Annotated in this window: 14 protein-coding genes; 8 read left to right on the forward strand and 6 right to left on the reverse strand. The window is 69.9% G+C overall.

Annotation, left to right across the window (positions count from 1 at the left end; genetic code table 11):
* Window positions 1–134: 134 nt before the first annotated feature.
* The gene (locus tag HNR73_RS07490; RefSeq protein WP_184786568.1) at window positions 135–1,145 is read right to left on the reverse strand and encodes a DUF1611 domain-containing protein; all 1,011 of its coding nucleotides are present in this window, start codon (window positions 1,143–1,145) and stop codon (window positions 135–137) included.
* Window positions 1,146–1,335: 190 nt separating this feature from the next.
* Window positions 1,336–1,875: an NUDIX domain-containing protein gene (locus HNR73_RS07495; RefSeq protein WP_184786569.1), complete on the reverse strand. Its 540-nt coding sequence runs from the start codon at window positions 1,873–1,875 to the stop codon at window positions 1,336–1,338.
* A gap of 186 nt (window positions 1,876–2,061) precedes the next feature.
* On the opposite strand from HNR73_RS07495, the gene HNR73_RS07500 reads away from it, so the two are divergent.
* Together HNR73_RS07500 and HNR73_RS07505 are read left to right on the forward strand one after the other, a co-directional pair.
* Window positions 2,062–3,432 (forward strand): flavin-containing monooxygenase, encoded by a 1,371-nt coding sequence (locus tag HNR73_RS07500; RefSeq protein ID WP_239121969.1) that lies wholly within the window; start codon window positions 2,062–2,064, stop codon window positions 3,430–3,432.
* A complete protein-coding gene (locus HNR73_RS07505) occupies window positions 3,429–4,052 on the forward strand; it encodes an alpha/beta hydrolase (RefSeq protein ID WP_184786570.1) in 624 nt (207 codons plus the stop codon). Before HNR73_RS07500 ends, HNR73_RS07505 begins: the two co-directional genes overlap by 4 nt.
* Window positions 4,053–4,177: 125 nt before the next feature.
* On the opposite strand, the gene HNR73_RS07510 is transcribed toward HNR73_RS07505, so the two are convergent.
* Together HNR73_RS07510 and HNR73_RS07515 are read right to left on the reverse strand one after the other, a co-directional pair.
* On the reverse strand, window positions 4,178–4,666 hold the full coding sequence (locus tag HNR73_RS07510; RefSeq protein WP_184786571.1) for a hypothetical protein: 489 nt from the start codon (window positions 4,664–4,666) through the stop codon (window positions 4,178–4,180).
* Window positions 4,663–5,454, reverse strand: a complete 792-nt coding sequence (locus tag HNR73_RS07515; protein WP_184786572.1) for an alpha/beta hydrolase — start codon at window positions 5,452–5,454, stop codon at window positions 4,663–4,665. Before HNR73_RS07515 ends, HNR73_RS07510 begins: the two co-directional genes overlap by 4 nt.
* Window positions 5,455–5,616: 162 nt before the next feature.
* Here HNR73_RS07515 and HNR73_RS07520 point away from each other — a divergent pair, with 162 nt between their 5' ends.
* Together HNR73_RS07520 and HNR73_RS07525 are read left to right on the forward strand one after the other, a co-directional pair.
* Window positions 5,617–6,330, forward strand: coding sequence for a lysophospholipid acyltransferase family protein (locus HNR73_RS07520; protein ID WP_184786906.1), 714 nt, complete (start codon window positions 5,617–5,619; stop codon window positions 6,328–6,330).
* Between the two features lie 136 nt (window positions 6,331–6,466).
* Window positions 6,467–7,549 carry an NYN domain-containing protein gene (locus HNR73_RS07525; protein WP_184786573.1) on the forward strand — a complete coding sequence of 361 codons (1,083 nt, stop codon included), beginning with the start codon at window positions 6,467–6,469 and terminating at the stop codon, window positions 7,547–7,549.
* Between the two features lie 114 nt (window positions 7,550–7,663).
* Here the strand turns inward: HNR73_RS07525 and HNR73_RS07530 are convergent, their stop codons facing one another.
* Window positions 7,664–8,308 carry a Crp/Fnr family transcriptional regulator gene (locus HNR73_RS07530; RefSeq protein WP_184786907.1) on the reverse strand — a complete coding sequence of 215 codons (645 nt, stop codon included), beginning with the start codon at window positions 8,306–8,308 and terminating at the stop codon, window positions 7,664–7,666.
* A gap of 446 nt (window positions 8,309–8,754) precedes the next feature.
* Between HNR73_RS07530 and HNR73_RS07535 the strand changes: the two genes are divergently transcribed.
* The 3 genes from HNR73_RS07535 to HNR73_RS07545 all read left to right on the forward strand — a co-directional run bounded on the left by HNR73_RS07535 (window position 8,755) and on the right by HNR73_RS07545 (window position 10,929).
* Window positions 8,755–9,261, forward strand: coding sequence for a polyadenylate-specific 3'-exoribonuclease AS (locus tag HNR73_RS07535; protein ID WP_184786574.1), 507 nt, complete (start codon window positions 8,755–8,757; stop codon window positions 9,259–9,261).
* Window positions 9,262–9,411: 150 nt separating this feature from the next.
* Window positions 9,412–10,437, forward strand: coding sequence for a 6-phosphofructokinase (locus tag HNR73_RS07540; RefSeq protein WP_184786575.1), 1,026 nt, complete (start codon window positions 9,412–9,414; stop codon window positions 10,435–10,437).
* Between the two features lie 84 nt (window positions 10,438–10,521).
* The gene (locus tag HNR73_RS07545) at window positions 10,522–10,929 is read left to right on the forward strand and encodes a hypothetical protein (RefSeq protein ID WP_184786576.1); all 408 of its coding nucleotides are present in this window, start codon (window positions 10,522–10,524) and stop codon (window positions 10,927–10,929) included.
* A gap of 118 nt (window positions 10,930–11,047) precedes the next feature.
* Here HNR73_RS07545 and HNR73_RS07550 read toward each other — a convergent pair whose 3' ends face one another.
* Window positions 11,048–11,416, reverse strand: a complete 369-nt coding sequence (locus HNR73_RS07550; protein ID WP_184786577.1) for a hypothetical protein — start codon at window positions 11,414–11,416, stop codon at window positions 11,048–11,050.
* A gap of 242 nt (window positions 11,417–11,658) precedes the next feature.
* Between HNR73_RS07550 and HNR73_RS07555 the strand changes: the two genes are divergently transcribed.
* On the forward strand, window positions 11,659–13,038 hold the full coding sequence (locus HNR73_RS07555; RefSeq protein WP_184786578.1) for a class II 3-deoxy-7-phosphoheptulonate synthase: 1,380 nt from the start codon (window positions 11,659–11,661) through the stop codon (window positions 13,036–13,038).
* Window positions 13,039–13,056 lie beyond the last annotated feature (18 nt).

Raw genomic sequence — 13,056 nt, forward strand, 5'->3', positions numbered from 1 at the left:
TCCTGCTGCGGTGATGCGCGTGGATCGGCGCTGATCCACACTCAAAGGACGGTAGCCGTCACCGATGATGACGGCCACCGTGGGGGCATTTCGAGGTGATTACAGAGCCGGGACTACCGGTTCGGGTGAGGCGGTCAGGCGAGCATCGAGTCGCCGGTCGCGCCGGGCAGGGCCCCGCCGACCCGGTCGAGCAGCGAGGTCGCCAGGATCGGCGAGCACAGGTCGGCCGGTGTGTACACCGGAACCGACAGCCCGGCCGCGGCCTCTCGCATCGCCAGCGGCGAGCAGGTGAGCAGACCGCTGACGGCGAGCACGGGCAGGCCGAGCGACTGGAGCCGCGCGACGCCGAACAGTGCTCCGGCGGCCTCGCCCGAGGCGAAGACCATGCCGTCGACGAGGCGGCGCATCTCGGGCCGGTCGAGCAGTGCGGCGGTCTCGGCCTGGAGGACGCCGTCGGCGATCTCCAGGATCACCGCGTCGACGGCCTGCGCGGCGAGGTGCCCGTGCAGGAGCTGGGAGCTTTCGACGAGGTCGTCGAGCGGGACGCGGAAGGTGGTCGGGTAGCCCGCGTCGGTGAAGTCGTAGGCGGCGACCGCGCCGGCGTCGCGGAACAGCCACGGGTCGCCTCCGGCGCCCGTGCCGGTGAGCTTCGCCGTGCCCACGCGCAGGCCGGCGAGGGTCAGGCCGCGCACGATCGCGGCGACCGTCGTGGTCTTGCCCGAGTTCATGGAGGTCCCGACGACCACGATCGTCGTCGGCGGCCGCAGCGCGGTCGGCGGTTCCGGGAGGCGGAAGTCGCGCAGGTTCAGCACGCGGCCCTCGGCGTCGCCGAGGAGGCCGACCGGGTCGAGCCTGGTCGGGGCGCCGACCGCGGTGTGCCGACTGTGGACCTTGCCCAGGACGCCGCCGGCGGCGACGAGATCGGCCGGCCCGAGATCCTCGGGCAGTTCGGCCTCGAACTGGTCGGGCGCGTACCGGGCGCCGTACGCGAGCAGGAGCTCGTCGCCGACGTACAGCGTCGCGCGGCGGCCGCTGGGCAGCTCGACCCACGTGTGATGCCCCAAGGCCGTCACCTTGGCGACGACGAGATCTCCCCGTCCGGGGATCGCGTCCTCGATGAGTGTGTACTCCTGGCTGAGGTCCACGTGTCGGACCGTGTAAGCGGCCTTTAGGTGAGCAGCACGCTCGGCCGGAAGAACATTGACGTACACCGACGCTCCTAGAGAATGCGCAGATGAGAGCCGCCGGAATCGGCGAGGTGAGCGAAGCTTACGACCCCGTCCTTGGATACGGAAGAGCGCGGGTCGGTAATTCTTCGGCGTGTTGCGGCGGATTCTATTGAACGGCCGGGGATACGGGGGGTGTCCGTGCGCTGACCAGCCGCGAGGCCCGCTCCAGCAGGTGACTCGCCGTCGCCACCACGTCCGTGAACACCGGAATCGTGGCCAGTTCGGCGGCCGAGTACCACCCGAACGGGTGAGCCCCTTTCGTCGCGGGCTCCGGTTCGTCGGTCACCGCGACGAACTGATGGTCGACGTGCACATGTCGTTCGGCGAGTGCGCGATCTCCGCGGGCGACATCGAATTCGATCACCCACCAAGGGAGTGGAACATGACCTGAATAGTCCTCGTGATCCACTGAGGGGTAGTCGGCGGGGATTTCGGGGCCTTCCGGAGCGAGAAGTCGCAAGCCTCGAAGGCCGGTCTCCTCGGCGGCTTCCCGCAAGGCGGCCTCGGCGGCGTTCTCGTCGTTCTCGACATGCCCGCCCGCCGGTACCCATTTGCCCCACAGCGGGTGTTCGACGAGCCCGACCTTCCATTCAGAGTCATCGAACCGATGCAGAACGTACACGGTCGCGGTCGGGTGTTTGATCATGTCGGAGGGTCTCCCGGGATCCGTTGTGGGCGAAGAAGACCGCACGGCGAGGTCTCGCTATCCTCGCACTCTCTGGCGGGCGCCACGACTTTATCGTGCACGGTTCTTTCAATAGCATGACCGCTGCCGGGATCACTGAAACGGCGAGTGTCCGACGGGCACCCGCCAGCAGGGACGGAGAGTCACGTGTCCGAGGGCCAGTTCGACGCGTACGGCGTGGACGCCGCATACGACCGGGGGGAGGCCGTCTGCGTCATCGGCGCGGGCATGGCCGGGCTCCTGGCGGTGAAGAACCTGCGCGAGCAGGGGTTCACCGTCGACTGCTACGAGCGGGAGACCGCCGTCGGCGGCTCCTGGAACTGGAGACACGACCGCAGCCCGGTGTATTCGAGCACCCACCTGGTCTCCTCGCGGACGCACACCGAGTTCCCCGACTTCCCGATGCCCGACGACTGGCCGGACTACCCGCACCACAGCCAGATCCTGGCCTACCTGGAGCGCTACACCGACCACTTCGGCCTGCGCGAGCACATCTGGTTCGGCAGCGAGATCTCCCGCATCGAACCGACCGGTGACGGTCGCTGGGACGTGATCGTCAAGCCGGTCAGCGGCAACGCCGCCCGGCGCCTGCGCTACTCGGCGGTCGTGATCGCCAACGGCCACAACTGGGATCCGCGACTGCCCTCCTACAAGGGCCAGGAGGAGTTCCGCGGCGAGATCCTGCACTCCTCGGCCTACAAGGAGCCCGCGCGGGTCCGTGGCCGCAAGGTCCTGGTCGTCGGCGCGGGCAACTCCGGTTGCGACATCGCCGGCGAGATCGCGGTCAACGCCGACAAGTGCTGGCACTCGACCCGCCGCGGGTACTGGTTCGTCCCCAAGTACATGTTCGGGCGTCCCGGGGACCAGACGATGGCGCGCATGTCGTGGATGCCCTTCGGGCTGCGGCAGAAGGTCTCGCAGTTCGCGATCCGCCGCGTCGTCGGCGACCCCCGCCGATTCGGCCTGCAACGCCCGGAGCACGCGCTGTTCGCCTCCCACCCGATCGTCAACAGCCACCTGCTGCACCACATCGGGCACGGCACGATCACCCCGAAGCCCGACATCGACCACTTCACCGCCGACGAGGTCCACTTCACCGACGGCACCAGCGTCAAACCGCAGCTGGTCATCATGGCCACCGGCTACCGCACGACCTTCGGCTTCTGCGACCCCGAACTGCTCGGCATGGAAGGCGGCGACGACGGTTCGCCGAGGCTGATCGGGCACATGTTCACCCCGCGCACGCCGACCCTGGCCGTCGCCGGTCTCCTCCAGGCCGACGGCGGGATCTTCCCACTGGTGCACTGGCAGACGATCGCGATCGCGAAATGGCTCCGGCTGCGCCAGAAGGACCCGGAGGCCGCCGCGCGGTTCTGGGCGAACGCGGTGCCCGAGGCCGGGCGCCGGTACGTGCACGGGAAGCTCAACGACACCCCCCGCCACCGCCTGGAGGTCTCCTACGAGGTGTACCTCAAGGCGCTCGGGCAGATGATCGAGGAACTGGACGGTGTGAAATGAGTCGGCTCGACCTGCTCCGCCTCGGCGACCGGCGCGAACCGGTACCGCACGCGGCCCGCGAGGTGATCACCAGCGAGCCCGACGAACCGGCCGGCAAGCCCGCGCTGCTGTTCGTCGGCGGCGACCGGCGCGGCGCCGGGATCTTCGCCGAACACTGGCTCGGGCACGCCGCCGGGCGAGGTTTCCCCGCCTACGCGCTGAGCGTGCGCGGCCAGGGCAGGGCCGCCGAGGTCAAAGGCGACCTGCGGGCCTGGGCCAGCGACGTCGCCCAGACCGCCGCCTCGCTGCCGGCGCGGCCGGTCATCATCGGGCACTCCAAAGGCGCCCAGATCCTCGCCGAGGCCCTCGCGCGCTACCCGGCACGCGCGGCGGTCTTCGTCGCGCCCCGACTGGGTCGCCTGGTGCCGCCGACGCCCGCCGGAGCGCCGCCCACCCTCGTCGTCGGCGACCCCGACGACAAGCGCGCGCCCCGGCAGATGCTGGAGAAGGCCGCCGCCCACTACGGCGTGGCGCCGCTGTTCTTCCAGGGCGCGGGGCACGAGATGATGCTGGCCGCCGCCTGGCGGGAACCCCTCGACGCGATCCTGGACTGGCTCGACGGCACGGTCGTCGGGGAGTAGACGCGTACGACGCCGAAGGCCGCCCGCGGGCGGCCTTCGGCGTGTCCTGGGTTCTCAGGCGACGACCTGTCCCGTACTCGACGCGGTGTTGGGGACACCGTGAAGGCCTCACCGGGAGCCGCCGGCTAGACCACGGCCCCGTCGTCGGGGTCGTACGGGTCCTCCTCGTCCCCGGGACGCAGACGCCAGATCAGCACGCCCACCCCGGCCAGGACCGTCGCGGCGCCGAGCAGGATCCCGACGTCGGAGCCGAGCCCCAGCAACGTCGGCTGCAGGAACAGCACGACACCGGCCACGATCAGCACGAGCCCGAAGATCGCCGGGCGCGAAGGCTTCGGCACCGGCGGGGGAGGCGGCGGGTCATACTGGGCGGCGGCCTCCTCCTCGTCCTCGGGGAGGTCGGCGTCCCACAGTTCGAGGAGCGTCGGCTCCTCCTTCTTAGGGGCCACCGGCGCCGGCGCGGGGTCGGGTTCCTCCTCGGGCCACTTCGGCGAGTCGAGACCCGCGATGAGCTCGGAGAAGCGGCGCTCCAGGTTGTCGCCGCTCAGGTCGGCGTCGGACAGACCGTCCTCGGACTTGTGGTCCGGTTCCTCTTCGGGGCGGTCGGTGGTCATCGGACCGGCCCCGCCCCGGCGGCGCCGAGCGCCGCCAGCCGTTCGGCGACGAAGGCCGCGCTGCCCTCGAAGAGCTCCGGTGCGTCGTTGTCGAGGGTCATCACGTGGTAGCTGTTCTCCATCACGTATTCGGCGACATCCGTACTGGCGACCCCGGCCAGCACCACCTTCGCGTTGGCCGGTTCGACCACGTGGTCGACGGCGCTACGGTAAACCCGCAGCGGCACGGTCACGCTGGCGAGGTCCTCGCGAGTGAGGCGCCACAACTCCGTCAGCGAACGCAGCGCCGCCAGTGGCACCTTGTCGTAGGCGACCTCGGTCGAGCCGGGCTTGGCGATGTCGCTGGCGATGCCCGCCGCGGTCCGCTTCACCCGCGCCAGGTACGGCAGCAGATGGTTGACCGCGAAACGCTGCGACAGGACCGACGGGTTCGACAGCACCAGCCCGGCGAGTTCGGCCCCGCGCTGCTGAGCCAGGCGCAACACGAGCGTCCCGCCCATGGAGATGCCCATCGCGAAGACGGGTTTCCCGCGTCCGAGGGCCTCGTCGAAGGCCCGTTCGAGCTCGCCGTACCAGTCCTGCCATCTGGTGGCGGCGAGATCCTGCCAGCGCGTGCCGTGGCCGGGAAGCCTCGGACCGATGGCGGTGTAGCCGGCGGCGTGCATCGCCTCGCCCCATGGGCGCACGGTCTGCGGCGAACCGGTGAAGCCGTGCGAGAGCAGCACGGTGGCCGGGGCGTCGGCTCCGGCGTCGAGAAGGAAAGGTTGGGCACCGGGAAGGACGGGCACCGGACACCTCCCAAAGGGGGACAGCGATACCCCGTAATCCTGGCACGCGCCGGACGGAATGGCACGGCGGTCCCGGACTGCCCGGTGCCGAGATGCGAAGCCCTGCGCCTTGACGCAATACTTAGACGACAACGTGACCGGGCTCATGCTGCGGAGGTGCCGGTGCTCTACTGGTGGTTGAAGTATGTCTTCGTCGGTTGGTGGCTGCGCCTGATCTACCGCCCGAAGGTGGAGGGCCTGTCGAACATCCCCAAGACGGGACCGGCGATCGTGGCCAGCAACCACCTGTCGTTCTCCGACTCGATCTTCCTGCCCCTGGTCGTCCCGCGAAAGATCACCTTCATCGCCAAGGCCGAGTACTTCACCGGCAGCGGCGTGAAGGGCCTGTTCAGCCGGTTCTTCTTCACCGGCGTCGGCGCGATCCCGGTCGACCGGAGCGGTGGCCGCGCGGCCGCCGGGGCACTGGAGACGGGCAAACGGGTCCTCGCCGAGGGGGAGCTGTTCGGCATCTACCCCGAGGGCACGCGCTCGCCCGACGGGAAGCTCTACCGCGGCAAGACCGGAGTGGCGCGCCTGGCGCTGGAGTCGGGTGCGCGGGTGATCCCGGCGGCGATGATGAACACCGGCGAGCTCCAGCCGATCGGGAAGAAGCTGCCGAAGATCGGCCGGGTGCACATCAAGATCGGTGAACCGATCGATTTCTCGCGCTACTCGGGCCTGGCCGGCGACCGGCTCGTCGAGCGGGCCATCACCGACGAGATCATGTACGAGCTGATGGATCTGTCCGGCCAGGAGTACATCGACACCTACGCCGCCAAGTTCCGCAACGCCGCCGCCGCGGAGTCCCCGCAGAAGGAGACCCCGGCGGCCTCATAGGCCGAACGGCACATCCGGTGGGGCCCGCGCGGCCCCACCGGTGCTTTTCGGCATCTTCGCTCACGACCGCCGTCCTTCGAGGATGAGAGGCGACAGGCACGTCGTCTCGTGCAGAGTCTCGTGAGAAGGAGCCGTCATGGTTCTGCGTTTCCCGCACCGCTGGCCGGACTGGTCGGCCTACGCAGCGGCCGCCTGGTCGCTGCTGTACGGCCTTGCCGGGCTGTACTGGACACTCGGCGGGGCCGCGTACCCCTTCGCGAAGGTCGATGAGGACCTGACGGCGTCGTCGTTCCTGGAACCGAGCCGGGCCGAGGTGGTCGGGCCGTTCATCGCGGCGACAGGGGCGCTGGGAGTCGTCACCGGGATCCTCATGGCCCGCCGCCGTGGGCACGGCGTTTCCCGCCTGGTGCTCCTCGGGCTCGGGTGGCTGCAGGCGGTCGCCTTCACCCTGCTGATCCCCGACTACACGATCATCGCGCTGGTCGCGTTCTCCCCGGCCCTGCTGATCTTCGCCTTCACCGGCGTGCCGGGGGACCAGGGTGGCGTCGGCGACATCATCTACTGGCACCGGGGAAACCTGATCATCATCTTCGTCGGCGGCCTGCTGTGGACCCTCGCCGCGCTCGCCTACCAGCGCCGGAGCCGGCACGCCTGCGTGCGCTGCGGCCGCGACGACCGGCCCGCCGCGCGCTGGACCTCCCCGGAGGCCGCCCGGCGCTGGGGGAAGTGGGCGGTGTGGATCGCCTTCGCGGCGACGCTGCCCTACGACATCACCCGGCTCGCCTGGTACTTCGGCTGGCCGCTGGGCATCACCGAGGAGTTCCTCGCCGAGATGCGGGCGACACCCGGGATGCTGGAGGTCGGTCTCGGCCTGGGCGTCGCCTCCGCCGTCGGCAGTGTCCTCTCGCACGGTCTGGTGGCCCGCTGGGGCGAGGTGTGGCCGCGCTGGGTCTGGTTCAAGGCCGGACGGCGGATCCACCCGGCGACCGCGATCATTCCCGCCGGCGTCGTCGCGGTCGCGCTGATCCCGGGCGGACGCATGGCGCTGCAGCAGATGCCGCAGGAGGGGCTGTGGGGGACCACCGGCCCGGCGATGTTCTGGATCCTGTGGGGCCTCGCCCTCGGCGCGGCGACCCTGGCCTACCACCTGCGCAGGCGTGGAGTCTGCCGCCATTGCGGGCGCGGAGCTCCGGCGCCGGACCTCGTCAAGGCCGCTTGAGCGGGTGAAGAGGTGCCGGACCTCGTCGAGGGGCCCGGCACCGTCTGGTCCTCGGCACCGCGGCAGAGCCGCGGTGCCGATCCCATGCATTCGCCGATGGTCGCCGCCGCCGAACTATTTGTCTTCGAGCCCCGCCCGTCGTCGCAGCGCCGGTACGTCGGTCACGACGATGCGGCGCCCCTCGGTGCGCAGCCAGCCGCGTCCGGCGAAGGAACCGATCGCCTGGTTGACGCTCTGCCGCGAACCGCCGGCCATCTCGGCCAGCTGACTCTGGTTGAGCTCGATGGTGACCATCGCCGCCGTGGAGTTCCCGGCGAGCCGTACGAGCGTCTTGGCGACACGCCCCGGCAGGTCGAGGAACACGTGGTCGGCGTTCTGGTCGGTGAGCCGCCGCACGAGCACGCCCATGGCGCGCAGCACGACGTCGACCATCCTCGGGTTGGCGTGGACTAGGTCGATGAAGGCCACACGGGACAGCGCGAGCGCCGAGGTGTCCTCTATCGCCTCGGCGGACGCCGAGCGCGGCGAACCGTCGAGGAGGGACACCTCGCCGAGCACGTCCGGTGGACGCATGACGTTGAGCATCGCGCGCTCGCCCGTCGGGGCGGTGCGGAACACCGACACCGCGCCGGAGCGGATCATGATGAGCGACTCGCCGGGGTCGCCCTCGACGAACACGAGCTGTCCGCGGCGGTACTGGCGCGGCACGGAAACCGACGCGATGCGCTTGCGCGCCTCCGGCTCCAGGCCGGAGAACATCGCCACACCGGCGAGCGGATCATCGGACGAACGGTTGTCCACCTGCACACCCCCTACCGGGAGGACCGTCTCCACGGGCACCCCCGATCATGGCTGGAATTACCTCGCTTGTACAGCCCCGCAATCGTCTGTCCGGTGTTGTCGACGTCCTCACCGCACGCGTTCGGCGCACGCCTGAGATCGTTTCCGGCGACGCTCGGTAAGGATCCATGAGAGCTTTATACCCTAGTGTCCGCATTGGCGCCAGACCCTGTTCGGTCCCCGCCGGTCGGCCGGTAGTCGGGTGGTGCGGTCGCGTACCGTCAGGTACGGGTGGAGGCCGCGACCGGGGGCGGGTGGGACCGACCGGTCTGGGGCGGAGACCCCCGTCCGAGAACGGACGGTCGACTCCGCAGAGAGGGCGGGCACCTGTTGAACGGCCAAGGCGCGGAAGGTCGACGGCGCGGATGACCTACCGGTACTTCTACGACTGCGAATTCATCGAGGACGGCGTCACCATCGACCTGGTGTCGATCGGCGTGGTGGACGAGAACGGCCGTGAGTTCTATGCGGTGTCCACCGAGTTCGACCCCGACAAGGCGATCCCGTGGGTCCGCCGCAACGTCCTCGACAAACTCCCCTCACCGGCCGACCCCGCCTGGCGCGGCCGCGACCGCATCCGCGACGACCTCTACGAGTTCCTCGTCGCGCCCCTGCGCGGACGCTCGCAGGTGCGCATGGAACTGTGGGCCTGGTACGGCGCCTACGACCATGTCGCGCTCGCCCAGCTGTGGGGCGCCATGCCGGCGCTGCCGCGCGCGTTGCCCCGCATGACCAAGGACCTCAAGCAGATGTGGGACGACCTCGGCCGGCCCACCCTGCCCAGTATCGAGGGCAGCCAGCACGACGCGCTCGCCGACGCCCGCCACAACCTGGCGCGCTGGAACGTGATGCGGCCCGATCCCACGGCCTGATCATCGCGGCGGTCCTGCCGAGCCCCGCGGGGCGGAGCGGCTAAAGTGCAGCACGTGGCGGCACGCCCGGACCGGCAATGAGGCCGCAGGTCGCGAATGACCGGTGTCCGAGGCAGACAGGCCCGCACAAAACACAGGGAGTGAGAGCACATGCGCGTTGGCGTGCTCACCGGCGGGGGCGACTGCCCCGGTCTCAACGCGGTCATCCGCGCCGTCGTCCGCAAGGGCGTGTCCACCTACGGCCACGAGTTCGTCGGCTTCCGGGACGGCTGGCGCGGGCCGCTGGAGAACGTCACGATGCCCCTGGGCATCAAGGAGGTCCGCGGAATCCTGCCTCGCGGCGGGACCATCCTGCGGTCGTCGCGCACGAACCCCTTCAAGATCGAGGGCGGCGTCGAGCGCATCAAGGAGAACCTGGCCGCCACCGGGATCGACGCGCTGGTCGCCATCGGCGGCGAGGACACCCTCGGTGTCGCCAAGAAGCTCGCCGACCTCGACGTGCACGTCGTCGGCGTGCCGAAGACGATCGACAACGACCTCGGCGCCACCGACTACACCTTCGGCTTCGACACCTCGGTGAACATTGCCATGGAGGCCATCGACCGCCTTCACACCACCGCCGAGAGCCACCACCGGGCCGTCGTCGTGGAGGTCATGGGCCGCCACGCGGGCTGGATCGCCCTGCACTCCGGCCTGGCAGGCGGCGCGAACGTGATCCTGCTGCCCGAACGCCGCTTCGACCTCGACGAGGTCGTCGCGCATGTGCGCTCGCGCTTCGAGATCGACTACTCGCCGATCATCGTCGTCGCCGAGGGCGCCATGCCGGCCGAGGGCGACATGGTCACCCAGACCGGCGAACTGGACGCCTTCGGGCACGTCCGCCTCGGCGGGATCGGCAACTGGCTCGCCGGTCAGATCGAGAAGCAGACCGGCAAGGAGGCCCGCGCGGTCGTGCTCGGGCACGTGCAGCGCGGCGGCACCCCGACGGCCTTCGACCGGGTCCTCGCGACCCGCTTCGGCCTGCACGCGATCGACGCGGTCAGCGACGGCGACTGGGGCAAGATGGTCGCGCTCCAGGGCACCGACATCGTGCGCGTCCCGCTCGAAGACGCCACCCGCGAGCTCAAGACCGTCCCGCTGGAGCGTTACCAGGAGGCCGAGGTCTTCTTCGGCTGAGCCGAATGGATGAACATCCACTCGGGTGATGCTTTATACGAGCCGGGTACGCGACCAAAGCGTGCCCGGCTCGTTGTACGTCGTGTGAACACCGCTTTGCCGGATCTGGCCGGTTTCGTCCTGAACAAGGTCGTGGAGAACATCGACTTCGAAGGAGTGGCGGTCCCGGGGCTCGACGGCTGGTTCTACCGCAAAGAGGAAGAGGACGGCCGGACCGCCTCGGTAGGGGTGTACACGTTCGACGACCGCGAGGTCTTCCGCGCCTGGGGCTACGTCGGCGAGAGCCACTGCCGCGCCAGCGCGCTCCACCTCCCCGGCGGAGGCTGGGAAGGCCCCCACCACGACTGCCCGGAGGTCCGCGTCCACCGCCGCGGCCAGATCGTCATCGGATTCTCGGTGCGCGTCGGCGAGGCCGAGCCCCGCTACCTGCTGATCAACGGCAGCGATGGCGGCGAACCGGGCCCCGCCCGCTACGCCCACGCCGGGGTCTAGACCGGCCCGGACGTGCGACTGCCGCCGGCCCGGGTGCCACCACACACCGGGGCCGACGGCAGCGCTTCGGCAGGGTCTAGGAGGGGTCACGTCGTCGGCGACGCCGCCCCGTCGGTGGTCAACGCTCCGCGGCGCCGACCGTTTCGGCCGACCGCGCGGCCGCGCGGACGTACCAGAGCGAGGTCGCCGTCACGGTGAGACCGGCGACGAGGGCCACGACGTGCAATACCGGGTCGGGGATCGGCACGAACGCGAAAACCGCCGCCGGGATCTGCACGACCCCGATCAGGGCGATCATGAGCGCCCTGCGTTCCTTCCCCCAGAAATAAGCCGTCCACAGCGGCGCCGTCACGATCGCCAGGGTGAGAACGTCCAGGACAGTGTGCAGGGCCGGATTGGCCACCCTGTCATGGGCGTAAGCCTGAGCGGGCGATGAGATGGCGAGGACTGTGAGGACGGCGCCGAGAATCAACGCAACTCTCCGCATGCCGCACCTCCAATTCATGGCATGGTCGTTTGTTCACTCCCTGTGCCGACCGTACGGGTGGATGCGGTGCGTGAGTGTCGTGTAGTTGCCAGAAGGGACGCTTTTCGCGCTTGGGGTCGAAGGGGGCGAGGTGGGGGAGGGGCCGGGCCGCCGCACGCCGCGAAACGACTGTGACCCCTTTCATCTGTTGAGATCGGCCACCTGCCATCTGAGACGTCCGGCGACGACCGTAAGATTTCCCCGTGACACTCCAGTGGCAGCATCTCCGCAACCCAGCCCAGTCCACCGACGGCCCCGTCGTCGACGCGACCACGCTCGGACTGGACCGTTGGCGCGACTTTCCGCGCGACCAGATGCCACCGTGGAACGACTATGCCGAGGTCGACGCGGTCTGCGCGACGCTCGCCAACGTCCCGCCCATCGTCGCCCCCCACGAGGTCGACCAGCTCCGCGAGCGCCTCGCCCTCGTCTGTGAGGGCAAGGCCTTCCTCCTCCAGGGCGGCGACTGCGCCGAGACCTTCGACGACAACACCGAATCGCACCTGCTGGCCAACGCCCGGACCCTGCTCCAGATGGCCGTCGTCCTCACCTACGGCGCCAGCGTCCCCGTCATCAAGGTCGGCCGCGTCGCCGGGCAGTACACCAAGCCCCGCTCGGCCGCGACCGACGCCCTCGGCCTGCCCGTCTACCGCGGCGACATGATCAACTCGCTGGAGGCGACCGCGGAGGCCCGCGTCGCCGACCCCCAGCGCATGGTCCGCGCCTACGCCAACGCCGCCGCCGCGATGAACATGCTCCGCGCGTTCCTCACCGGCGGCATCGCCGACCTGCGCGCCGTCCACGACTGGAACAAGGACTTCGTCAAACGGTCCCCGGCCGGCGAGCGCTACGACGACATCGGCCGCGAGATCGACCGCGCGCTCGCCTTCATGGCCGCGTGCGGCGTCGACGACGAGGCCCTCCACACCGTCACCGTCTACGCCAGCCACGAGGCGCTCGCCCTCGAATACGACCGGGCGCTGACCCGCGTCGTCGGCGAGGAGGCCTACGGCCTGTCCGGCCACTTCCTGTGGATCGGCGAGCGCACCCGCCGTCTCGACGGCGCCCACATCGACTTCATCTCCCGAATCGCCAACCCGATCGGGATCAAGATCGGCCCGGGCACGAGCCCGGAGTGGGCCATCGAGGCGTGCGAGAAGCTCAACCCGGACAACGTCCCCGGGCGCCTGACGCTGATCAGCCGCATGGGCAACCAGAAGATCCGCGACGTCCTCCCGGACATCGTGGACAAGGTCAACGCCGCCGGGCACAAGGTCATCTGGCAGTGCGACCCGATGCACGGCAACACCCACGAGTCGCCCAGCGGCTACAAGACCCGCCACTTCGACCGGGTCGTCGACGAGGTCCTCGGCTTCTTCGAGGTCCACCGCGGCCTCGGCACGCACCCGGGCGGCATCCACATCGAGCTGACCGGCGAGGACGTCACCGAATGCCTGGGCGGCGCCCAGGCCATCGAGGACTCCGACCTGTCGACCCGCTACGAGACCGCCTGCGACCCGCGGCTGAACACGCAGCAGTCGCTGGAGCTGGCCTTCCTCGTCGCGGAGATGCTACGCCACTAGACCGACCGAGCCGATCAT

The sequence above is a fragment of the Phytomonospora endophytica genome, from assembly GCF_014202425.1.
GTDB lineage: Bacteria > Actinomycetota > Actinomycetes > Mycobacteriales > Micromonosporaceae > Phytomonospora > Phytomonospora endophytica.